Genomic DNA, 21,777 nt, shown 5'->3' with positions numbered 1-21,777 from the left:
CGGCCGCGGCCGGCGTGCCCTTTTCCCGCCGCCCCCACCCTGCATCCGGCCGACACCCGGCCGACAATCGGCTGAGATAGCCGCAAATCCCCCCTCTTTTCCGCCCATCGGGCTCGGCCCGGATGCCGAACAATGCATGCTACGAGACATCACGCACGCATTCACATGGCCTCCACGACCGCAAACCCGCCCGCCGACAAGCCGGCTTCGTCCGGCAAGTTCAAGCGCATCGCGCTCATCGCCGTCATCGCGCTGGGCGCGGCGGCCGCCGCAGCCGGCGGCATGTACGTGTTCCTGAGCAAGGAAGGCGTCGGCCATGCGAGCACGCCCGCCGAGCCGGCGCCGCTTGCCGCGCCGGTGTTCTTCCCGCTCGATCCGCTGACCGTGAACCTGCAGTCGGACGACGGCGCGCAGCACTACCTGCGCGTCGGCCTGTCGCTGAAGCTCACCGACCCGAAGGCGCAGGAGCAGCTGACCGCGCGAATGCCGGAGATCCGCAGCCGGATCCTGCTCGCGCTGTCGAACAAGCATCCCGAGGATCTCGCGACGCCGGACGGCAAACGTGCGCTCGCGAAGGAACTGCGGGACCTGATCGAGCAGCCGACGCAACCGGGCAACCAGCGCGCGAAGGTCGACGACGTGCTGTTCACCGAGTTCGTCGTCCAGTAACGCGGCCGCAAAAGGAGCGCGTATGGGTCACCAGGAGTTCATGTCCCAGGAGGAGGTCGATGCCCTCCTCAAGGGCGTCACGGGCGAAGCCGATGCAGTCGACGAAAAGCGCGACACATCGGGCGTCCGCCCCTACAACATTGCGACGCAGGAGCGGATCGTCCGCGGCCGGATGCCCGGCCTCGAGATCATCAACGACCGCTTCGCGCGCCTGCTGCGGATCGGCATCTTCAACTTCATGCGGCGCACGGCGGAAATCTCCGTCAGCCAGGTGAAGGTGCAGAAGTACAGCGAATTCACCCGCAACCTGCCGATCCCGACGAACCTGAACCTGGTGCACGTGAAGCCGCTGCGCGGCACGTCGCTGTTCGTGTTCGATCCGAACCTCGTGTTCTTCGTCGTCGACAACCTGTTCGGCGGCGACGGGCGCTTTCACACCCGCGTCGAGGGCCGCGACTTCACGGCCACCGAGCAGCGGATCATCGGCAAGCTGCTGAACCTCGTGTTCGAGCACTACATGGCCGCGTGGAAGAGCGTGCGGCCGCTGCAGTTCGAATTCGTGCGCTCCGAGATGCACACGCAGTTCGCGAACGTCGCGACGCCGAACGAGATCGTGATCGTCACGCAGTTCTCGATCGAGTTCGGGCCGACGGGCGGCACGCTGCACATCTGCATGCCGTACTCGATGATCGAGCCGATCCGCGACGTGCTCAGTTCGCCGATCCAGGGCGAGGCGCTCGAAGTCGACCGCCGCTGGGTGCGCGTGCTGTCGCAGCAGGTGCAGGCCGCCGAGGTCGAGCTGACCGCGAATCTCGCCGAGATCTCGTCGACGTTCGAGAAGATCCTGAACCTGCGCACGGGCGACGTGCTGCCGCTGGAGATCGACGACACGATCACCGCGAAGGTCGACGGCGTGCCGGTGATGGAATGCGGCTACGGAATTTTCAATGGTCAATATGCGTTGCGCGTGCAGAAGATGATCAGCGCGGGCGATACGATGAAGGAAGGTGGATATGAGTGAGCTGAACCAGACGCCCGACGACGACATCCAGGCGATGGCCGACGCGGCCCTCGCGGCTTCGGCCGCCGACGCGCAGGCGGCTCCGGCCGCGGCGGAGGAAGACCCGGGCATGGACGACTGGGCGGCCGCGCTCGCCGAGCAGAACCAGCAGCCGGTGCAGGCCGGCGCGACGGGCGCCGGCGTGTTCCAGCCGCTGTCGAAGGCCGCGTCGACCTCCACGCACAACGATATCGAGATGATCCTCGACATCCCGGTCAAGATGACCGTGGAGCTCGGCCGCACGAAGATCGCGATCCGCAACCTGCTGCAGCTCGCGCAGGGGTCGGTCGTCGAGCTCGACGGCCTCGCCGGCGAGCCGATGGACGTGCTCGTGAACGGCTGCCTGATCGCGCAGGGCGAAGTCGTGGTCGTCAACGACAAGTTCGGCATCCGCCTGACCGACATCATCACGCCGGCCGAACGCATCCGGAAGCTGAATCGGTGAACGTCGTGAAGCCCGGCCACCGCGTGTGCCACGCGCTTGCAGCGGCGGCGCTGGCCGTCGTCGCATCGCTCGCGTGCGCGAGCGCCGGCGCCGCCGACATGAACGCGGTGAACAACGCCGGTGCGATCGCGTCGAGCGTGATGGTCGGTTCGGCCGCGCCGTCGCTCGGCATCGGCGCGGTGCTGCAGACGCTCGTCGGGCTCGCGGTCGTGATCGGCCTCGTGTTCGCGTGCGCGTGGCTCGCACGCCGCTTCGGCTTCCAGCCCGCGCGGCGCGGCGGCCCGCTGAAGGTCGTGTCGAGCGTCGCGGTCGGCACGAAGGAAAGCGCGACGATCGTCGAGATCGGCGATACCTGGCTCGTGCTCGGCGTCGCGCCGGGCAACGTACGCCTGCTGCATACGCTGCCGGCCGGTTCGGCGGCGGCCATCGCGACGGCGGGTTCGGCCCCGGCCGACGCAGCCGCCGGTGCGGGCCCGTCGGAAGGCGGCCTGCCCGGTACGTTCGGCTCGCGGTTCCGCGACGCGCTCGCGGGCGAAGCCGCGAAGCGCCTCGGTCGCGGCAAGGACCGCTGACATGGCGCCGCGCCCTCTTTCCGTTCCCGCCTCCCGATGAAACACGAATTCCTGCGTCGCGCGGCGCGCCTTGCGCCCGTGCTGATCCTCTGCCTCGCCCCCGCGCTCGCCTGCGCGCAGGCGAACGGCCTGCCTGCATTCAACGCGAGCCCCGGCCCGCACGGCGGCACCACCTATTCGTTGAGCGTGCAGACGATGCTGCTGCTCACGATGCTGTCGTTCCTGCCGGCGATGCTGCTGATGATGACGAGCTTCACGCGCATCATCATCGTGCTGTCGCTGCTGCGCCAGGCGCTCGGCACCGCGACGACGCCGCCGAACCAGGTGCTCGTCGGCCTCGCGATGTTCCTCACCTTCTTCGTGATGTCGCCGGTGCTCGACAAGGCTTACAACGACGGCTACAAGCCGTTCTCCGACGGCTCGATGCCGATGGAGCAGGCCGTGCAGCGCGGCATCGCGCCGTTCAAGACCTTCATGCTGAAGCAGACCCGCGAAACCGATCTCGCGCTGTTCGCGAAGATCTCGAAGGCCGCGCCGATGCAGGGCCCCGATGACGTGCCGCTGTCGCTGCTGGTGCCCGCGTTCGTCACGAGCGAGCTGAAGACGGGCTTCCAGATCGGCTTCACGGTCTTCATCCCGTTCCTGATCATCGACATGGTCGTCGCGAGCGTGCTGATGTCGATGGGGATGATGATGGTGTCGCCGTCCACCGTGTCGCTGCCGTTCAAGCTGATGCTGTTCGTGCTGGTCGACGGGTGGCAACTGCTGATCGGCTCGCTCGCGCAGAGCTTCACGTAAGCCGCGGAGGAATCACGCGATGACGCCCGAACAAGTGATGACCCTCGCCCACCAGGCGATGATGGTCGGCCTGCTGCTCGCGGCCCCGCTGCTGCTGGTCGCGCTCGCGGTCGGCCTCGTCGTGAGCCTGTTCCAGGCCGCGACGCAGATCAACGAAGCGACGCTGTCGTTCATCCCGAAGCTGCTCGCGGTTGCCGCGACGCTCGTGATCGCCGGCCCGTGGATGCTGACGACGATGCTCGACTACCTGCGGCAGACGCTGCTGCACGTCGCGACGCTCGGCGTCGGCTGAGCCGCGCGCAGCACCCGGCGGCGATGTTCTCGGTTACCTACGCGCAGCTCAACGGCTGGCTCACGGCGTTCCTGTGGCCGCTCGTGCGGATGCTCGCGCTCGTCGCGACGGCGCCCGTCGTCGGCCACGCGTCGGTGCCCATGCGCGTGAAGATCGGCCTCGCCGCGTTCATGGCGCTGGTCGTCGCGCCGACGCTCGGCGCGATGCCGGACGTCACCGTGTTCTCCGCGCAGGGCATCTGGATCCTCGTCACGCAGTTCCTGATCGGCGCCGCGATGGGTTTCACGATGCAGATCGTGTTCGCGGCCGTCGAGGCGGCCGGCGACTTCATCGGGCTGTCGATGGGCCTCGGCTTCGCCACCTTCTTCGATCCGCACACGAGCGGCGCGACGCCGGTGATGGGCCGCTTCCTGAACGCGGTCGCGATGCTCGCGTTCCTCGCGGTGGACGGCCACCTGCAGGTATTCGCGGCGCTCGCCGCGTCGTTCCAGTCGCTGCCGGTGTCGGCCGACCTGCTGCACGCGCCCGGCTGGCGCACGCTCGCCGCGTTCGGCACGACCGTGTTCGAGATGGGGCTGCTGCTCGCGCTGCCGGTGGTCGCGGCGCTCCTGATCGCGAACCTCGCGCTCGGCATCCTGAACCGCGCGGCGCCGCAGATCGGCGTGTTCCAGATCGGCTTTCCCGTCACGATGCTCGTCGGACTGTTGCTCGTGCAGCTGATGATCCCGAACCTCGTGCCGTTCGTGTCGCACCTGTTCGACATGGGGCTCGACGCGATGGGGCGGGTGCTGATCGGCTGGCGCTAGGCGTTCGGCCCGCCTCCACCTCCGGCGCCTGGCGCCACCGTTCCGCCCCTCGTTGCTGGAAAACCCCTAAAGGAATCGCCGGCCCGCGAAAGGTAGCGGAAGGTTTCGCGTCCCTATACTCGTTGTGACGATGCAGCACGCATCGCGCCACACGAATACAACGAACGGAGACGACCCGATGCGACCCATCCTGCGCACCCTCGCCGTGGCAGCCAGCCTGAGCTGCGCGCTTGCCGCTCACCCCGCTTTCGCCGACGACGGCGGCAAGATCACGATCATGGTCGGCGGGATCGCGAAGCTGATCTACCTGCCCGCGCGGCTCACGCAGGAACTCGGCTACTTCAAGGCCGAAGGGCTCGACGTCGAGCTGCTGTCGCAGCCGGCCGGCGTGGACGCCGAGAACGAACTGCTCGCGGGCGCCGTGCAGGGTGTCGTCGGCTTCTACGACCATACGGTCGACCTGCAGAGCAAGGGCAAGGAAGTCAAGGCGATCGCCGTGTTCGGCCAGGTGCCGGGCGAAGTCGAGATGGTGTCGACCAAGGCCGCGCCGACGTTCAAGTCGATGGCCGATGCGAAGGGCAAGACGCTCGGCGTGACGGGCCTCGGCTCGTCGACGAGCTTCCTCACGCAATACCTCGCGCTGCAGCATGGCGTGCCGTCGACGCAGTACACGATGCTGCCGGTCGGCGCCGATGCGAGCTTCATCGCCGCGATCAAGCAGGGCCGTATCGACGCCGGGATGACGACCGAGCCGACGGTGTCCGCGCTCGAGAAGATGGGCGACGCGAAGGTGCTGGTCGACATGCGCACCGTCGACGGCACGCGCGCGGCGCTCGGCGGCACCTATCCGGCCGCGAGCTTCTACGTGCAGTCGGCCTGGGCCGATTCGCACAAGGCACAGGCGACCAAGCTCGCGCACGCGTTCGCGAAGACGATGCAGTTCATCCACACGCACAGCGCCGAGGAGATCGCCGCGAAGATGCCGGCCGACTACCAGAAGGACAAGGCGCTGTACGTGACCGCGCTGAAGGCCTCGTTGCCGATGTACACGGCCGACGGCAAGATGCCGGCCGACGGCCCGGCGACCGTGCTGAAGGTGTTGTCGGCGTTCAACCCGTCGGTGAAGGGCAAGCACATCGACCTGGCGCGCACCTACACGAACGATTTCGTGAACGCGAAGTAAGCGGCGACGCCGGCGGCGGGGATCCCGCCGCCGGGCGTTCCCCGTTCCGGCCCGGCTGACCGGCCCGGTGCCGCCACGATGCAGCACCCTCCTCACCCGCAGGACGAATGCGATGAACCAGGCAGTCTCCCCGAGCACACCGGCGATCGAGTTTCGCAATGTGTCGTGCCGCTTCATTTCGCCGGAAGGCAAGGCCACCGTCGCGTTGCGCGACTTCAGCATGAGCGTCGCGCGCGGCGAATTCATCGCGATCGTCGGGCCGACCGGCTGCGGCAAGTCGACGACGCTGAACCTGATCACCGGGCTGCTCAAGCCCGTGTCGGGCGAAGTCCGCGTGATGGGCCGCCCGGTCGACGGGATCGACCCGCGCATCGGCTTCGTGTTCCAGGCCGACGCCGTGTTCCCGTGGCGCAACGTGATCGACAACGTCGCGGCGGGCCCGCTGTTTCGCGGCCGCTCGAAGGACGTCGCGTATGCGCAGGCCGAGGAATGGATCCGCAAGGTCGGCCTCGACAAGTTCGCGAAGCACTACCCGCACCAGCTGTCGGGCGGGATGAGAAAGCGCGTCGCGCTCGCGCAGACCTTCATCAACCAGCCCGAAATCCTGCTGATGGACGAGCCGTTCTCCGCGCTCGACATGCAGACGCGCACGCTGATGCAGGACGAGCTGCTGCAGCTGTGGTCCGCGAACAAGGGGTCGGTCGTGTTCGTCACGCACGACCTCGAGGAAGCGATCGCGCTCGCCGACCGCGTGTTCGTGCTGACCGCGCGGCCTGCCACGCTCAAGCGCGTGTACGAGATCGACCTGCCGCGCCCGCGCGTCACGTCGGAGGTGCGCTACGACGCGCGCTTCATCGAAATTTCCAAGGACATCTGGCACGACCTGCGCGAAGAAGTGCAGATCGGCTGACGCATACGCCGCACGGCAAGGACAGCAAGGACAGGAGCATGACCGACATGACGCTTCCCCCCACCGCCATTCCGGCGACGACGCTCGAGGACGACGAGCGCGCCGCGCAACGCCGGCTGCGCCGCCGGCGCAACCTGATCGTCACGCTGCGGATCGCCGTGCTGGTGATCGTGCTGGGCGGGTGGGAACTCGCCGCCCGGCTCAAGTGGATCGATCCGTTCTTCTTCTCGATGCCGTCGCTGATCTTCGACCAGATCCAGGACTGGTTCGTGAACGGCACGTCGCAGGGCCCGCTGCTCACGCAGGTGTGGGTCACGCTCGAGGAAACCATGATCGGCTTCCTGATCGGCTCGGTCGCCGGCGTGATCTGCGGGATCGTGCTCGGCCGCAACAAGCTGATGGCCGACGTGTTCGGCCTGTACATCCAGATCGCGAACTCGATTCCGCGCGTCGTGCTCGGCTCGATCTTCGTGATCGCGCTCGGCCTCGGGATGGCGTCGAAGATCGCGCTGGCCGTCGTGATGGTGTTCTTCGTCGTGTTCGGCAACGCGTTCCAGGGTGTGCGCGAAGCCGACCGCTACCTGATCGCGAACGCGCAGATCCTCGGCGCATCGCGCCGGCAGATCACCACGGCCGTCGTGATCCCGTCCGCGCTGAGCTGGATTCTCGCGAGCCTGCACGTGAGCTTCGGCTTCGCGCTGGTCGGTGCGGTGGTCGGCGAATTCCTGGGTTCCAAGCAGGGTATCGGGCTGCTAATCTCCACGGCCCAGGGCGCGTTCAACGCGAGCGGCGTGTTCGCGGCGATGATCGTGCTGGCCGTGGTCGCGCTGGCCGCCGACTACCTGCTGACCTGGCTCGAGAAGCGGCTGCTGAAGTGGCGCCCCGCGGCGTTCTGAACGCCGGCGGACGCCTGACATGACACCTCCGACCGCGCCGGCGCCCCCGGCGCGGTTCGGCATGGCGGATAAGGAGCGCAACGGGATGACGCACAGCCTGCGCGGGCGGCTGCTGTGGTGGCTGCTGCTGCCGCTCGCGGTGTTCGTGCTGATCGCGGGCGCGATGTCGTACGACACCGCGCGGACCACGGCCGGGCTCGTGCAGGACAGCGCGCTCGTCGCGTCCGCGCGCACGATCGGCGAGGACATCGAATGGCGCAACGGCCTGCCGGTCGCCGACGTGCCGCCGGCCGCGCTGGAGATCTTCGAGTCGCCGTCGCGCGATTCGGTGTTCTACAAGGTGATCGACGCGCACGACCGCCTGCTCGCCGGCAATCCGGCGCTCGACCTGCCCGCGCGGCACGGCATCGAGCCGACGCTGTACGACACGGCGCTCGACGACGTGCCGCTGCGCGCGGTCGCCTACGACCGCCAGCTGTACGACGAGGGGCAGGTCGAGACGGTCACGGTGGTCGTCGCGAAGACGACGCGCTCGCACGATGCGATGGTCGCGACGATCTGGCGGCCGCAGCTCGTGCGCCTGTCGCTGATGCTGGTGCTCGCGGTGGTGCTCGTGTACCTCGGCCTCACCTTCGAGCTGCGCCCGCTGATGAAGCTGAAGGACGACGTGGCCGACCGCGGGCCGATGGAACTCGAGCCGATTCGCCCCGAGCGGCTGCAGCATGAACTGCGGCCGATCGTCGACGCGATCAACCAGTGCATCGCGCGGCTCAACACGCATACGGCCACGCAGCGCCGCTTCATCGCGGATGCCGCGCACCAGCTGCGCACGCCGATCGCGGTGCTCGATACGCAGATCCAGTACGCGCAGCGGCGCGAACACGACGATCCGGAACTCGCGACGGTGCTCGACAGCATGCAGCGCAGCAGCCGCAAGATGGCCGACGTGACCGACAAGCTGCTGCTGCTCGCGCATGCGGAGGCGACCCCGTCGACACTGCTGATCCATCGCGTCGATCTTGCCGCGGTGGTGTCGAGCGTGCTGGAAGAGACGATCGTGCTCGCGCAGCGGCGCGACATCGACCTCGGCGCCGATCTCGGCGAGCGGCTCGACGTCATGGGCAGCGACAGCCTGCTGACGGCACTGGTGATGAACCTCGTCGACAACGCGGTGCGCTACACGCAGCGCGGCGGCTGCGTGACGGTCTGCGCGCGGCGCGACGGCGACGCGATCGTGCTCGACGTGGTCGACGACGGCCCCGGCATTCCGGCCGAAGCGAGGCCGCACGTGTTCAAGCGGTTCTACCGCGTGTCGGCCGATACCGAAGGCTCGGGCCTCGGGCTCGCGATCGTCCGCGAGATCGCGCAGGCGCACGGCGGCAGCGCGTCGCTCGCGCCGGGGCCCGGCAATCGCGGCATCGTCGTGACCGTGCGGCTGCCCGCTTTCGATTGAAGAGAATGCCGTCATGAAACTTTTGCTGGTCGAAGACAACGCCGAACTCGCGCACTGGATCGTGAACCTGCTGCGCGGCGAGGATTTCGCGGTCGACTGCGTCGGCGACGGCGAACGTGCGGACACGGTGCTGAAGACCGAACGCTACGACGCGGTACTGCTCGACATGCGGCTGCCCGGCATCAGCGGCAAGGAAGTGCTCGCGCGGCTGCGGCGCCGCAACGACAACGTGCCGGTGCTGATGCTGACCGCGCACGGCTCGGTCGACGACAAGGTCGACTGCTTCGGCGCGGGCGCCGACGACTACGTCGTGAAGCCGTTCGAATCGCGCGAACTGGTCGCGCGGATCCGTGCGCTGATCCGCCGCCAGGCCGGCGTCGGCACGACGCAGCTCGTATGCGGCGATCTCGTCTATGCGTTCGGCACGCGCGAATTCCGCTGCGGCGAAGCCGTGCTCGCGCTGCGCCGGCGCGAGCATGCGATCCTCGAGACGCTGATGCTGCAGCAGAACAAGACGGTGTCGAAGGCGCGGCTGATGGACAGCGTGTTCGCGCTCGACGACGAGCCGAGCGCCGACGCGATCGACATCTACATCCACCGGCTGCGCAAGCATCTCGCGGGCAGCACGGCCGAGATCATCACGCTGCGCGGGCTCGGTTACATCCTGCGGATGAAGAGCACGCAGGACTGACGGGCGTTCTTCCGTCATTCCGAAAATAGATTCGTAGCACGAAACTTCACGCGAGGCTGCCGGACAACCGGCCGGCCCGCTTCCGCACGCCGGTCCGATCTGTGATTGTTGCGGGTTCGGTGTTTTCACCGATCCGATTCTTGCGCCCGGGAAAGCGGCGTGAAGGATTGCACCCTCTACGATGCTATGCGTCGGCCCTCTCGCTGTGGCCGGCAACAGCCGGCATACATTACGTACTGCCAACAAATGAATTTTAATGCGGCAGACCGGAGGAGACGATCTTGAAACGAAACACCCTTGCGCTTTCCATCGCGGCGGCGGGCCTGTGTGCCGGCACCCAGGCGCACGCGCAGTCGAGCGTGCAGCTCTACGGCCTGATGGACCTGAGCTTCCCGACCTACCGGACCCACGCCGACGCGAACGGCAATCACGTGATCGGGATGGGCAACGAGGGCGAGCCGTGGTTCAGCGGCAGCCGCTGGGGCCTGAAGGGCGCGGAAGACATCGGCGGCGGCACGAAGGTCATCTTCCGCCTCGAAAGCGAATATGTGGTCGCGAACGGCCAGATGGAAGACAACGGCCAGATCTTCGACCGCGACGCATGGGTCGGCGTGCAGGACGACCGCTTCGGCAAGCTCACGGCCGGCTTCCAGAACACGATCGCGCGCGACGCAGCGGCGATCTACGGCGATCCGTACGGCTCCGCGAAGCTGTCGACCGAGGAAGGCGGCTGGACCAACTCGAACAACTTCAAGCAGATGATCTTCTACGCGGCCGGCCCGACCGGCACGCGCTACAACAACGGCATCGCGTGGAAGAAGCTGTTCAGCAACGGCATCTTCGCGAGCGCCGGCTACCAGTTCAGCAACTCGACCGCATTCGCGACCGGCTCCGCGTACCAGGTCGCGCTCGGCTACAACGGCGGGCCGTTCAACGTGTCGGGCTTCTACAACCACGTGAACAACGGCGGCTTCACGAACCAGACGTTCTCGGTCGGCGGCAACTACACGTTCAGCATCGTGCGCCTGAACGCCGGCTATTTCCGCTACAACGGCGACCAGGGCTCGCTTGGCCAGCGTCACGACGACGCGTGGACGGTGTCGATGAAGATCCGGCCGCCCGGCGCGCTCGACTACGAGCTCGGCTACCAGCAGATGCGCGTCAAGAACGCCGCGTACACGTCCGACGGTTTCATCGCGAACGCGAACCTCGGCGCGTTCAGCCTGACGAACGGCGTCGGCAACGGCTTCAAGGAGACGCTCTACGGGTCGGTGTTCTATCACCTGAGCAAGCGCACCGAGCTGTACCTGGCCGGCGACTACATGAAGCTGCACGGCGGCTACACGGTGTCGACGACGTTCGGCGCGAAGAACCAGCTCGAACTGACGTCGGGCATCCGTACGCGCTTCTGACCTCGAGGCCGGCCAACCGGGCGGGGCCTGTCGGGCCCCGCCTGCTCCTCCATCCGGGATTCTCCATGCGGGCACGCCGGCCCTCCGCGCCGACCGTGCCCTTTTTTTCGTCCTTTCCGCGCTGCCGCGGAACGCCCGCGGCGCGGCCGTCGGCCGGCCCGTGCGACAACCGGCCCGAAACCGCTTGCGGCCCGTCCGGCGGGCGATCGCGCCCGATGCCCGCACGATCGGCTCACATCGGCGCTTGACCTGCGCCGACCGACTCGATAGCGTTTCGGGTTTGCCCGGGCGGCCATTGCCGCCGGTGCCGTGAGCGCGCCCGACGTCCTGGCGCGCACGGCCGGGCTCCGATGGAAAAGACGATGCAGAAACTCGATGCGGCCAGCCCGCAGGCGATGTCGACGGATTTCACCGCCGACAACGTCGCGCGCCTGAAGGCGCTGTTCCCCGAACTCGTGACCGAAGGCCCGGACGGCGCGTCGGTCGACGTCGACGTGCTGAAGGCGCTGATCGGCGAACGCACGGTCGGCGACGCCGACGAGCGCTACGGCTTCCACTGGCATGGCAAGCGCAGCGCGCGCCAGGCCGCGCTCACGCCGTCGACGGGCACGCTGCGGCCCTGCCCCGACGACAGCGTCGCGTGGGACGACACGCGCCATCTCGTGATCGAGGGCGACAACCTCGACGTGATGAAGCTGCTGCACAAGAGTTACGCAGGCAAGGTGAAGCTCGTCTACATCGACCCGCCGTACAACACCGGCAGCGATTTCGTCTATCCGGACGACTTCAGCGACAGCATCCGCCACTACCTGGCGATGACCGGGCAGACCCAGGGCGGCGTGAAGCGCAGCACCAATACCGAGGCGAACGGCCGGTTCCACACCGACTGGCTGAACATGATGTACCCGCGCCTGAAGCTCGCGCACGCGCTGCTGTCCGACGAAGGGCTGATCGCCGTGCACATCGACGAGCACGAAGTGCATGCGCTCGTGCTGATGCTGCGCGAGATCTTCGGCGAGGAGAACGAGCTCGGCGTGGCCGTGTGGGACAAGCGCAACCCGAAGGGCGACGCACGCGGCGTCGCGTACCAGCACGAATCGCTGGTGCTGTTCGCGCGCAACGCCGAGACGCTGCTCGAACAGGCGCCGCTCAAGCGCCCGAAGCGCAACGCGCAGCGCATGCTCGACGCCGCGCACGACGCCGTGTACCGCAGCGGCAATCCGAAGGACGCGCAGAAGGCGTACCGCGCGTGGATGAAGGCGCAGACCAACCTGTCCGGCGGCGAGGTGATGTACGACCGGCTGTCGGAAGAAGGCCGCGTGTACCGCCTCGTGTCGATGGCCTGGCCGAACAAGAAGAAGGCGCCGGAAGAATATTTCACGCCGCTGATCCACCCGGCCACCGGCAAGCCGTGCGCGATGCCGGCGCGCGGCTGGCGCAACCCGCCCGCGACGATGCAGGCGCTGATCGAGCGCGGCCAGATCGAATTCGGCGCGGATGAAACCACGCAGCCGCAGCGGATCTACTACCTCGACGAGAACATGTACGAGAACGTGCCGTCGGTGCTGCCGTTCGCCGGCTCCGACGACGCGCTGCTGAAGACGCTCGGCATCCCGTTCGACCTGCCGAAGCCGGTCGATTTCGCGGCGGCCGTGATCGGCTGGTGCACGCGCGGCGACGACATCGTGCTCGACTGTTTCGCGGGCTCCGGCTCGACCGGCCACGCGGTGATGCAGGTGAACGCGACCGACGGCGGCGCGCGCCGCTACATCCTCGTGCAGCTGCCCGAGGCGCTCGACCGCCGCGACAAGACGCAACTGGCGGCCGCCGACTTCTGCGCGAAGCTGAAAAAGCCGCTGACGCTCGCCGAAATCACCAAGGAGCGCCTGCGTCGCACCGCGCAGCAGGTTGCGCGCGACTATCCGGAAAGCTATGGCGACCTCGGCTTCCGCGTGTACCGCCTCGACACGACCAACGTGATCGAGTGGGACCCGCGCCGCGACGATTTCGACCATGCGCTGTTCGCGTCCGTCGAGCACGTGAAGACCGGCCGCACCGAGGACGACCTGCTCGCCGAGCTGACGCTGAAGCTCGGCCTCGACCTGTGCACGCCGGTCGGGCATCACCAGGTGGCGGGCAAGACCGTGCACCTGATCGGACGCTCGATCGTCGCGTGCTTCGATGCGCGCATCGCGCGCGACGACGCGGGCCCGCTTGCCGACGGCATCGTCGACCTGCTCGACGCGACCGGCGCCACGCGCGACGTCACGTGCCTGTTCCGCGACAGCGGCTTCGTCGACGACGTCGCGAAGCTCAATCTCGCCGCGCTGCTCGAACAGCACGGCGTGAAGCGCGTGCGGAGCCTGTGATGCGGCTGCATTTCGAAGCGGATCTCGACTACCAGCGCGAGGCGATCGACGCCGTCTGCGACCTGTTTCGCGGGCAGGAATCGTATCGCGGCGACTTCAGCGTGCTCGCGAACGCCGCGCCCGGCACCACGGCCGCCGCGCAAGGCTCGCTCGGCTTCGCCGTGTCGGAACAGGGTGTCGGCAACCGGCTGTCGCTGACCGACGACGCGCTCGCGCGCAATCTCGCCGACGTGCAGCTGCGCGGCGGACTGCCGCCGTCCGGCCTGCCCGGCTCGCGCGACTTCACCGTCGAGATGGAGACCGGCACCGGCAAGACCTACGTGTACCTGCGCACGATCTTCGAGCTGAACCGCCGCTACGGCTTCACGAAATTCGTGATCGTCGTGCCGTCGATCGCGATCAAGGAAGGCGTGCACAAGACGCTTTCGATCACCGAGGACCACTTCCGCGCGCTGTACGCGGGCGTGCCGTACGACTACTTCCTGTACGACTCCGCGAAGCTCGGCCAGGTGCGCCACTTCGCGGCGAGCGCGGCGATCCAGGTCATGGTGATGACGGTCGCCGCGATCAACAAGAAGGAAATCAACAACCTCTACAAGGACAGCGAGAAGACCGGCGGCGAGAAGCCGATCGACCTGATCCGCGCGACGCGGCCGATCGTGATCGTCGACGAGCCGCAGAGCGTCGACGGCGGCCTCGAAGGGCGCGGGCGCGAAGCGCTCGCCGCGATGGCGCCGCTCTGCACGCTGCGCTATTCGGCCACGCACGTCGACCGTCACCACATGGTGTACCGGCTCGATGCGGTCGACGCGTACGAGCGCAAGCTCGTCAAGCAGATCGAGATCGCGTCGGCGATCGTCGAGGATGCGCACAACAAGCCATACGTGCGGCTCGTCGGCGTGTCGAACCGGCGCGGCGCGATCAGCGCGCGCGTCGAGCTGGATGTGGCGACGACAGCCGGCGTGAAGCGCCAGATCGTGTCGGCCACCGACGGCGACGATCTCGAGCGGCTGACCAAGCGCGCGCTGTACGCCGGGCTGCGGATCGGCGAGGTGCATGCGGTGAAGGGTGCCGAGTACGTCGAGCTGCGCCATCCGGAAGGCGAGGCGTTCCTGTCGCTCGGCGAGGCGTTCGGCGACATCGACACGCTCGCCGTGCAGCGCGAGATGATCCGCCGCACGATCCGCGAGCATCTCGACAAGGAGCTGCGCCTGGCCGAACGCGGCGTGAAGGTGCTGTCGCTGTTCTTCGTCGATTCGGTCGAGCGCTATCGCCGCTATGACGAGAACGGGATGCCGGTGAAGGGCGACTACGCGCTGATCTTCGAAGAGGAATACGCGCGTGCGGCGCGCGTGCCGGCCTACCGTGCGCTGTTCGACGGAGTCGACGTCGCGCTCGAAGTCGGGCGCGCACACAACGGCTACTTCTCGATCGACCGCAAGGGCGGCTGGACCGACACGAGCGAAAGCAGCGCGGCGGCCCGCGAGAACGCGGAGCGCGCATACGGCCTGATCATGCGCGAGAAGGAAGCGCTGCTGTCGTTCGACACGCCGCTGAAGTTCATCTTCTCGCACTCGGCGCTGAAGGAAGGCTGGGACAACCCGAACGTGTTCCAGATCTGCACGCTGCGCGACATCCACACCGAGCGCGAGCGCCGCCAGACGCTCGGCCGCGGGCTGCGCCTCGCGGTCGACCAGGACGGCGAACGCGTGCGCGACGCCGGCGTGAACACGCTGACCGTGATCGCGACCGAGCGCTACGAGTCGTTCGCCGAGAACCTGCAGAAGGAAATCGAGGCCGATACGGGCATCCGTTTCGGGATCGTCGAGGAACACCAGTTCGCGGCGTTGCCCGTGCAGGAAGACGGCGGGCCCGCGCATGCGCTCGGCATCGAGCTGTCGCGCGTGCTGTGGAACCACCTGCACGAACAGGGCTATGTCGACGCGCAGGGCAAGGTGCTCGACCGGCTGAAGGATGCACTGCGCCAGAGCGCGCTGGTGCTGCCGGATGCGTTCGAGATGCTGCGCGCGCCGATCGTCGCGACGCTGCGCAAGCTGTCGGGCCGCTTCGCGGTGCGCAACGCCGACGAGCGCCGCGCGATCGCGTTGCGGCGCGATGCGTCGGGCAAGGCCGTCGTGTTCGGCGAGGATTTCCGCGCGTTGTGGGATCGCATTCGCCATCGCACCGTGTACCGCGTCGAGTTCGACAATGCGAAGCTCGTGCGCGACTGCACGGCCGCGCTGCATGACGCGCCGGACATTGCGCGTGCACGGCTGCAGTGGCGCAAGGCCGAGATCGACATCGGCAAGGCCGGCATCGAGGCGATCGAAGTGGCCGGCGCGGGCACCGTGCTGCTCGACGAAGGCGAGCTGCCGCTGCCCGACCTGCTCTCCGAGCTGCAGGACCGCACGCAGCTCACGCGCCGTTCGCTCGCGACCATCCTGGCCGACAGCGGCCGGCTCGACGATTTCCGCGTGAATCCGCAGCAGTTCATCGCGGTCGCGGCCGATGCGATCAACCGCTGCAAGCGCCACGCGCTCGTCGCGGGCATCGCGTACCGCAAGCTCGGCGAGCGCCACGTGCATGCGCTCGAATCGTTCGAGAGCGAAGCGCTGACGGGTTACCTGCGCAACCTGCGGCCCGATGCGCAGAAGTCGATCCACGAAGCGGTCGTATGCGATACGGACGCGGAGCGCGCGTTCGCCGATGCGCTCGAAGCGCACGACGGCGTGAAGCTGTACGCGAAGCTGCCCGCGTGGTTCCGCGTGCAGACGCCGCTCGGCAGCTATCACCCGGACTGGGCCGTGCTTGCGGAACAGGATGGCGGCGAGCGGCTGTACTTCGTCGTCGATACGCCGAATACGGACGGACACGTGCCGAGCGAACACGAGCGTGCGAAGCTCGCGTGCGGCGAAGCGCATTTTCGGGCGCTGGTGGATGGTGACGGTGCGGCGCGCTTCGTGCGCGTGCGGCAGGCGGACGCGTTGTTCGAGCCTGCGGTGCCGTTGGCCGGCGCCGGGCGCTGAAACGAAGGGCGGCGATGAGCCGCCCTTTTTTCATCGATCGCCGCGAATCGGGAACCTGGACGGGCGCGACGCCGCGGCGCCGCCCCGGTGACGATGGTGCTTACTGCGCCGGCTGCATGCCCTGCGCAGCGGCCTTGTGCTGCGCGGCCTCTTCTTGCGCGTGCTTCTTCGCCATGTGGTGGCCGACGATACAGCCGCCGACCGCACCGACGACCGCGTGGTGCCCCGCGTAGTGGCCGGCCACCCCGCCGACCACCGCACCCTTCATGCAGCCTGCCGCGTGCGCGCTGCCGATCGTTGCGAGCGCAATGACGGCGGCGGCGCCGCACAGCCTGATGTGTCGAATGGGCATCATTTTTTTACTCTCCTCTCGTTGTGATCAATCGTACCGCTTAGTCCCAGCGGCCACCGTGCCAGCCGCCGCGATCGCGCCATTCGTGCTCGCGCCATTCCTGACGGCGCCACTCGTGTTCGCGCCATTGACGCGCGCGCCAGTCGTCGTAGCGATAGCCCACCGGGGCGTACGCGACCGGCGGCGGCGGAGCCACGTAGACGGGCGCCGGTGCCGCATAGACGGGCACGCCGATGCCGACCGACAGGTCGACGTGGGCCGATGCGACGCCCGACGCTGCCAGCGCCGCTACACCGAGAACTGCACCGAGAATAAGTTTCTTGCTCATCTCGCGACTCCCTGCACGTGTCGTGCTTCATGTGAATACGGTTCGGAGTCTAGGCACCGGACACAGACACAGGTGAAACGGGTATGCGAGACAGGTAACGGACGTTTACGGGTACCCGCAAAGCCTTGCCGGACAAGGGGGAAGCCGCATTCCAGGTGCCGTTGCAACGGCGCATCGAGTCGGTAAAACGAGGTTTTCGGCGCGAAACCGGGCGAGCTTGCAGGCGTGCGCGTGAGGTGAACCGCCCGCACCGCGCGGCGCGAGCGGATCGCCAGGGTGCGCGTTACGCGCGGATATCGTCGACGCTGCGCAGCCAGTGCACGCTGAACAGGTTGTCGGCGTCGGTCCACACGGTATCGGGCTCGAATCCCGCGCGGCGTGCGATCGCATGGAAGCCGTCGATCGTGAACTTGTGCGAGTTCTCCGTGTGGATGCGCTCGCCGGCTTCGAAGCGGAACGCGTGGCCACGCACGTGCACGGTCTGCGCGATGTCGCTGACCAGATGCATCTCGATGCGCTGCCGTTCGCGGTCGTAGAACGCGCAATGCGAGAACGCGTCGACGTCGAAGTTCGCGCCAAGCTCCGCGTTCGCGCGCACCAGCAGGTTCAGGTTGAACTGCGCGGTCACGCCCTGCGCGTCGTTGTACGCGTGATGCAGTGTGCGCTCGTCCTTCACGAGATCGGCGCCGACCAGCAGGCCGCCGCCGCGCAGCAATCGTGCGGCATCACGCAGGAACGCGTCGGCTTCTTCCGGCGAAAAGTTGCCGATCGTCGAGCCGGGAAAGAAGCCGATCCGCCGCCGCGGCGTTTCGGTCAGCGCGGCCAGCTGCTCGGCCTTCGTGTAGTCGGCCGCGAGCGGCGCGACGTCGAGCCACGGATAGGCCGAACGCAGCCGCGCGGCCGCGCCGTGCAGGTAGTCGGCCGAGATGTCGACCGGCACGTAGCGCGCCGGCGCGTTCGCGTAGTTGCCTGCGAACGCATCGAGCAGCACGCGGATCTTGTCGAGCGAACCCGCGCCGAATTCGACGATGTCCGCATGCGGGCCGACGCGCCGCACGATCTCGGCCGCGCGATCGCGCAGGATGCCAAGCTCGGTACGGGTCGGGTAGTACTCGGGCAGTTCGCAGATACGGTCGAACAGCGCGGAGCCGGCCGCATCGTAGAAGTATTTCGGCGAAATGCTGCGCGGCGTGCGCGACAGTCCGTCGATCAGGTCGCGCTCGAACGCGCTCGGCCGCGAATCGCGGGCGGGTTGCTGGCCACCGCTCGTGGCCGTCTGTTCAGACGTCTCGCGCAAGTCGCACTCCCGTGAATTGCCAGCGTGCCGCCGGCGGAAAGAAATTGCGGTATGTCGGCCGTTCGTGCCCGGGCGGCGTCGCGATGCTGCTGCCGCGCAGGACCTGCTGGCCGACCATGAACTTGCCGTTGTATTCGGCAGCGACTCCCGCGAGCGGCCGAAAGCCCGGATACGGCTCGTAGGACGAACGCGTCCACTGCCAGACGTGCCCGAGCATCTGCCGGATGCCTTCGGCAGGAAACGCGGTTTCCCATTCGAATTCGGTCGGCAGCCGCGCGCCGGCCCATTCCGCATACGCGGCTGCTTCGTAGAAGCTCACGTGGCACACCGGCGCGTCCGGTGCGAGCGGCTCGACACCATGCAGGCCGAACGTGCGCCGGACGCGCGTGGCGGCCACGTCGTCGTCGGGCATCCAGTATGCGGGCCCTTGCCACCCTTCCCGCTGCACCGTGGCCCAGCCGTCGGACAGCCAGAATTCCGGTCGCACATAGCCGCCATCGGCGACGAACGCCGCGAACTCCGCGTTCGTCACGAGACGGTTCGCGATCTCGTACGGCCGCACGAGCGCGGTGTGACGCGGTCGTTCGTTGTCGAACGAGAACGCGTCGCCGTCGTGGCCGATCTCGACGAGCCCGCCCGGCTGGTGCAGCCAGCGCTGCGCGCCGGCGTCGCCCTCGGCCATCGCGTCGCCGTCCATCCCGTTGCGCGGCCGGAACGCCGGCTTCAGCGGGTTGCACGAGAACGCATGCAGCATGTCGGTGACGAGCAGCTCCTGGTGCTGCTGCTCGTGATGCAGGCCGAGCACGACCTCGGGCGCGATCGCGTCGAGCAGCACCGCATCGGCGCCGGCCAGCGCACGCAGCATCGCGTCGTCGACGTATTGCCGGTATGCGTGCACCTCGTCGAGCGACGGGCGCGTGAGCAGCCCGCGCTGCGGCCGCGGATGGCGCGGGCCGAGCGCTTCGTAATAGGAATTGAAGAGGAACTGGAACGCGTCGTCGAACGGCGCGAAGCCGGGCACGCGGCGCATCAGCACGACGGTTTCGAAGAACCAGGTCGTATGCGCGAGATGCCATTTCGTCGGACTCGCGTCGGGCATCGACTGCACGGCCTGGTCTTCGGCGGACAGCGTCGCGGTCAGCGCGACGCTGTGGTTGCGCACGTCCTGGTAACGGCGCTGAAGCTGTGATGCTGGGAGGCTCATCGGTTTACCGTCCACGTCGCGACCTGCCGCGTTGCGTTGCCGGAAAAGGGAAAGCCTTGCGCTCGGGTGCGCGCGGCTGACGTGCGACCTGCTGCTGCGTCGTCGGGCAGCCGGCGCGCGCGCCGGGCCGCTGATGCGGCGTCACTTCATCTGCCCGTGCAGAACAGTATGGGCCAGAAATGTGAACGTCGCGAATCGGATTTCCTGCGAAACGAACGCGAAAGAAAAGTGAAAGCATTTGCTGCGCGCCTGCCGCCGGCGCGACATCCGGCCGGCGCCCGCCGTGGCGGGGATCGGCGCAGGGGTGCAATACACATGCCCGCACTCGCACGCTACTGACGCCCGGTGACAGCCGCGCGACGCCGATGAAAGGTAGCCGGCGGCCACGGTTTCGTCGGACGAACGGCGTCATGCGGCCGATTCGTCGCCGATCCGCATGCGGGTATCGCAACCTTCGACGCCCCGCTCGACTGCCCTGCCCGTCGCTTTCTCCTCCGGCTGCAAAAAATATTTCGCGCCGATGTCACACGCGCCGGGGGCTCGCTCGTCATATCACCGGAACCCACACGAAAGGAGAAGGAACCATGACTGCGAAACTCAATCCGTTTGCCGCCGCACCCGCGCTGATGAAGAGCTGGATGACCGTGTCGGTCGCCGCCGCGCAGAGCCTCGAGCCGACGCTGATCGAGCTGGTCAAGATCCGCGCATCGCAGATCAACGCGTGCGCGAACTGCATTAACATGCACACCGCCGAGGCGCGCGGGCAAGGCGAGACCGAGCAGCGCATCTACCTGCTGTCCGCGTGGCGCGAAGCGCCCTGCTACACCGACCGCGAACGCGCGGCGCTCGGCTGGACCGAGGCGCTCACGCGGCTGTCGGAGGGCCATGCGGCGCACGAGGCGGCCTACGCGGCGCTGAACGACCACTTCAGCCAGGAGGAACAGGTGAAACTCACGCTGATGATCAACGTGATCAACGGCTGGAACCGGCTTGCCGTCGGCTTCGGGCTGTGGATCGAGCCGGCCGATGCGAAGGCCGCTGCCGGGAAGATGGTGGCCTGATGACGCACCTCGACCCGGCCAAAGGCAGTGCCGAAGCACGGGCCGACGCGGCGGCGAGCTTCGACCCGCTGCGTCGCACGCTGATCCGCGTCGCGTACCGGATGCTCGGTTCCGTCGCGGATGCCGAGGACATGGTGCAGGACGCGTTCATCCGCTGGATGGACGTCGACCGCACCGAGGTGCGCGTGCCCGAGGCGTTCCTGCGCCGCATGGTGATGCGCATGTGCCTCGACCAGCTGAAGTCCGCGCGACACCAGCGCGAGACCTATATCGGCCCATGGCTGCCCGAGCCGGTCGTCGAGGAAGACGAACAGGAAGACGTCACGCTGCCGCTGCTGCTCGCGCTCGAACGGCTCTCGCCGCTCGAACGCGCGGCGTTCCTGCTGCACGACGTGTTCGGCCTCGAGTTCGACGAAGTGGCGACGACGATCCAGCGCGACGCGGCCGCGTGCCGGCAGCTCGCCGCGCGGGCCCGCACGCACGTGCGCGAGGCGCGGCCGCGGTTCCATGTCGAGAAGCAGCGCGGGATCGAGCTGGCCGAGGCGTTCTTCGCGGCGTCACGCAGCGGCGACATGCGTACGCTCGGCGCGATGCTCGCCGAGGACGTGAGCCTGCATTCCGACGGCGGCGGCAAGCGCTCGGCTGCCGGCAAGCCGGTGTTCGGCTTCGAGCCGGTAATGAAGGTGCACGAATACCTGGCCGGGCTGTTCGCGACGCATGCGTCGAAACTCGTGCGGGCCGGGTTCATCAACGGGCTGCCGGGTTTCGTCACGCTGGAAGCGGACGGCGAGCTGCAGACCACCGCGCTCGAGATCGACGACGGGAAGATCGTCGCGATCTATGTCGTGCGGAATCCTGACAAGTTGAAGCATCTGCATTGACGGCGGCATGCCGTGCGCGAGCACGGCGTTGCCGCCCTCCACTCGCGCCGTCCCGCTTTCCGCCCTGCTTTG

At 67.8% G+C, this 21,777-nt stretch carries 21 protein-coding genes; 17 read left to right on the top strand and 4 right to left on the bottom strand.

The genetic code is table 11. From position 1 onward, the window contains the following. The first annotated feature begins 132 nt into the window (after positions 1-132). The 15 genes from fliL to AC5LXK_RS00125 all read left to right on the top strand — a co-directional run bounded on the left by fliL (position 133) and on the right by AC5LXK_RS00125 (position 16,582). A complete protein-coding gene (gene fliL / locus AC5LXK_RS00195) occupies positions 133-669 on the top strand; it encodes a flagellar basal body-associated protein FliL (RefSeq protein WP_493389833.1) in 537 nt (178 codons plus the stop codon). Positions 670-691: 22 nt separating this feature from the next. Next, positions 692-1,690 carry a flagellar motor switch protein FliM gene (fliM, locus tag AC5LXK_RS00190; protein ID WP_493389832.1) on the top strand — a complete coding sequence of 333 codons (999 nt, stop codon included), beginning with the start codon at positions 692-694 and terminating at the stop codon, positions 1,688-1,690. Beyond that, positions 1,683-2,174, top strand: a complete 492-nt coding sequence (gene fliN, locus AC5LXK_RS00185; protein ID WP_059232832.1) for a flagellar motor switch protein FliN — start codon at positions 1,683-1,685, stop codon at positions 2,172-2,174. The genes fliM and fliN overlap by 8 nt, the downstream gene beginning before the upstream one ends. Continuing rightward, complete coding sequence (fliO, locus tag AC5LXK_RS00180; protein WP_493389831.1) at positions 2,171-2,746, top strand: flagellar biosynthetic protein FliO; 576 nt, start codon at positions 2,171-2,173, stop codon at positions 2,744-2,746. The genes fliN and fliO overlap by 4 nt, the downstream gene beginning before the upstream one ends. 36 nt (positions 2,747-2,782) lie before the next feature. Then, positions 2,783-3,544: a flagellar type III secretion system pore protein FliP gene (fliP, locus tag AC5LXK_RS00175; protein WP_493389830.1), complete on the top strand. Its 762-nt coding sequence runs from the start codon at positions 2,783-2,785 to the stop codon at positions 3,542-3,544. A 19-nt stretch (positions 3,545-3,563) separates the two neighbouring features. Then, positions 3,564-3,836 carry a flagellar biosynthesis protein FliQ gene (gene fliQ, locus AC5LXK_RS00170; RefSeq protein WP_006491272.1) on the top strand — a complete coding sequence of 91 codons (273 nt, stop codon included), beginning with the start codon at positions 3,564-3,566 and terminating at the stop codon, positions 3,834-3,836. A gap of 23 nt (positions 3,837-3,859) precedes the next feature. Then, the gene (gene fliR, locus AC5LXK_RS00165; RefSeq protein ID WP_493389829.1) at positions 3,860-4,642 is read left to right on the top strand and encodes a flagellar biosynthetic protein FliR; all 783 of its coding nucleotides are present in this window, start codon (positions 3,860-3,862) and stop codon (positions 4,640-4,642) included. Between the two features lie 178 nt (positions 4,643-4,820). Next, positions 4,821-5,825, top strand: a complete 1,005-nt coding sequence (locus AC5LXK_RS00160) for an ABC transporter substrate-binding protein (protein ID WP_493389828.1) — start codon at positions 4,821-4,823, stop codon at positions 5,823-5,825. 112 nt (positions 5,826-5,937) lie between these two features. Beyond that, positions 5,938-6,735 (top strand): ABC transporter ATP-binding protein, encoded by a 798-nt coding sequence (locus AC5LXK_RS00155; protein WP_493389827.1) that lies wholly within the window; start codon positions 5,938-5,940, stop codon positions 6,733-6,735. 38 nt (positions 6,736-6,773) lie between these two features. Beyond that, positions 6,774-7,631, top strand: a complete 858-nt coding sequence (locus tag AC5LXK_RS00150) for an ABC transporter permease (protein WP_493389826.1) — start codon at positions 6,774-6,776, stop codon at positions 7,629-7,631. A gap of 85 nt (positions 7,632-7,716) precedes the next feature. Next, a complete protein-coding gene (locus tag AC5LXK_RS00145) occupies positions 7,717-9,084 on the top strand; it encodes a sensor histidine kinase (protein ID WP_493389825.1) in 1,368 nt (455 codons plus the stop codon). Between the two features lie 13 nt (positions 9,085-9,097). Beyond that, positions 9,098-9,775 (top strand): response regulator, encoded by a 678-nt coding sequence (locus tag AC5LXK_RS00140; RefSeq protein WP_493389824.1) that lies wholly within the window; start codon positions 9,098-9,100, stop codon positions 9,773-9,775. Between the two features lie 281 nt (positions 9,776-10,056). Next, positions 10,057-11,187 carry a porin gene (locus AC5LXK_RS00135; RefSeq protein WP_493389823.1) on the top strand — a complete coding sequence of 377 codons (1,131 nt, stop codon included), beginning with the start codon at positions 10,057-10,059 and terminating at the stop codon, positions 11,185-11,187. A 350-nt stretch (positions 11,188-11,537) separates the two neighbouring features. Next, positions 11,538-13,556 (top strand): site-specific DNA-methyltransferase, encoded by a 2,019-nt coding sequence (locus AC5LXK_RS00130; protein ID WP_493389822.1) that lies wholly within the window; start codon positions 11,538-11,540, stop codon positions 13,554-13,556. Continuing rightward, on the top strand, positions 13,556-16,582 hold the full coding sequence (locus AC5LXK_RS00125; RefSeq protein WP_493389821.1) for a type III restriction-modification system endonuclease: 3,027 nt from the start codon (positions 13,556-13,558) through the stop codon (positions 16,580-16,582). The genes AC5LXK_RS00130 and AC5LXK_RS00125 overlap by 1 nt, the downstream gene beginning before the upstream one ends. Positions 16,583-16,682: 100 nt before the next feature. On the opposite strand, the gene AC5LXK_RS00120 is transcribed toward AC5LXK_RS00125, so the two are convergent. From AC5LXK_RS00120 to egtB, 4 genes are all read right to left on the bottom strand, one after another. After that, entirely contained in the window at positions 16,683-16,937 is a 255-nt protein-coding gene (locus tag AC5LXK_RS00120; protein ID WP_493389820.1) for a hypothetical protein, read from the bottom strand. A gap of 37 nt (positions 16,938-16,974) precedes the next feature. Continuing rightward, positions 16,975-17,262, bottom strand: coding sequence for a hypothetical protein (locus AC5LXK_RS00115; protein ID WP_493389819.1), 288 nt, complete (start codon positions 17,260-17,262; stop codon positions 16,975-16,977). A gap of 283 nt (positions 17,263-17,545) precedes the next feature. Further along, complete coding sequence (gene egtD / locus AC5LXK_RS00110; RefSeq protein WP_493389818.1) at positions 17,546-18,559, bottom strand: L-histidine N(alpha)-methyltransferase; 1,014 nt, start codon at positions 18,557-18,559, stop codon at positions 17,546-17,548. After that, positions 18,543-19,763, bottom strand: coding sequence for an ergothioneine biosynthesis protein EgtB (egtB, locus tag AC5LXK_RS00105; protein ID WP_493389817.1), 1,221 nt, complete (start codon positions 19,761-19,763; stop codon positions 18,543-18,545). The genes egtD and egtB overlap by 17 nt, the downstream gene beginning before the upstream one ends. A gap of 584 nt (positions 19,764-20,347) precedes the next feature. Between egtB and AC5LXK_RS00100 the strand changes: the two genes are divergently transcribed. Then, entirely contained in the window at positions 20,348-20,824 is a 477-nt protein-coding gene (locus AC5LXK_RS00100) for a carboxymuconolactone decarboxylase family protein (RefSeq protein WP_493389816.1), read from the top strand. Beyond that, complete coding sequence (locus tag AC5LXK_RS00095) at positions 20,824-21,705, top strand: sigma-70 family RNA polymerase sigma factor (protein WP_493389815.1); 882 nt, start codon at positions 20,824-20,826, stop codon at positions 21,703-21,705. Before AC5LXK_RS00100 ends, AC5LXK_RS00095 begins: the two co-directional genes overlap by 1 nt. The last annotated feature ends 72 nt before the right edge of the window (positions 21,706-21,777 follow it).

This window comes from Burkholderia pulmonis (assembly GCF_984667975.1).
The sequence above is the reverse complement of the archived record's forward strand: the minus strand, read 5'-3'. Positions and strand labels throughout refer to the sequence as shown.

Bases quoted from the DNA above. Each gene is read 5' to 3' on its own strand.
- fliL (WP_493389833.1), top strand. From the start codon at position 133: ATGCATGCTACGAGACATCACGCACGCATTCACATGGCCTCCACGACC.
- fliM (WP_493389832.1), top strand. From the start codon at position 692: ATGGGTCACCAGGAGTTCATGTCCCAGGAGGAGGTCGATGCCCTCCTC.
- fliN (WP_059232832.1), top strand. From the start codon at position 1,683: ATGAGTGAGCTGAACCAGACGCCCGACGACGACATCCAGGCGATGGCC.
- fliP (WP_493389830.1), top strand. From the start codon at position 2,783: ATGAAACACGAATTCCTGCGTCGCGCGGCGCGCCTTGCGCCCGTGCTG.
- fliQ (WP_006491272.1), top strand. From the start codon at position 3,564: ATGACGCCCGAACAAGTGATGACCCTCGCCCACCAGGCGATGATGGTC.
- fliR (WP_493389829.1), top strand. From the start codon at position 3,860: ATGTTCTCGGTTACCTACGCGCAGCTCAACGGCTGGCTCACGGCGTTC.
- AC5LXK_RS00160 (WP_493389828.1), top strand. From the start codon at position 4,821: ATGCGACCCATCCTGCGCACCCTCGCCGTGGCAGCCAGCCTGAGCTGC.
- AC5LXK_RS00155 (WP_493389827.1), top strand. From the start codon at position 5,938: ATGAACCAGGCAGTCTCCCCGAGCACACCGGCGATCGAGTTTCGCAAT.
- AC5LXK_RS00150 (WP_493389826.1), top strand. From the start codon at position 6,774: ATGACCGACATGACGCTTCCCCCCACCGCCATTCCGGCGACGACGCTC.
- AC5LXK_RS00145 (WP_493389825.1), top strand. From the start codon at position 7,717: ATGACGCACAGCCTGCGCGGGCGGCTGCTGTGGTGGCTGCTGCTGCCG.
- AC5LXK_RS00140 (WP_493389824.1), top strand. From the start codon at position 9,098: ATGAAACTTTTGCTGGTCGAAGACAACGCCGAACTCGCGCACTGGATC.
- AC5LXK_RS00130 (WP_493389822.1), top strand. From the start codon at position 11,538: ATGGAAAAGACGATGCAGAAACTCGATGCGGCCAGCCCGCAGGCGATG.
- AC5LXK_RS00125 (WP_493389821.1), top strand. From the start codon at position 13,556: ATGCGGCTGCATTTCGAAGCGGATCTCGACTACCAGCGCGAGGCGATC.
- AC5LXK_RS00120 (WP_493389820.1), bottom strand. From the start codon at position 16,937: ATGATGCCCATTCGACACATCAGGCTGTGCGGCGCCGCCGCCGTCATT.
- AC5LXK_RS00115 (WP_493389819.1), bottom strand. From the start codon at position 17,262: ATGAGCAAGAAACTTATTCTCGGTGCAGTTCTCGGTGTAGCGGCGCTG.
- egtB (WP_493389817.1), bottom strand. From the start codon at position 19,763: ATGAGCCTCCCAGCATCACAGCTTCAGCGCCGTTACCAGGACGTGCGC.
- AC5LXK_RS00100 (WP_493389816.1), top strand. From the start codon at position 20,348: ATGACTGCGAAACTCAATCCGTTTGCCGCCGCACCCGCGCTGATGAAG.
- AC5LXK_RS00095 (WP_493389815.1), top strand. From the start codon at position 20,824: ATGACGCACCTCGACCCGGCCAAAGGCAGTGCCGAAGCACGGGCCGAC.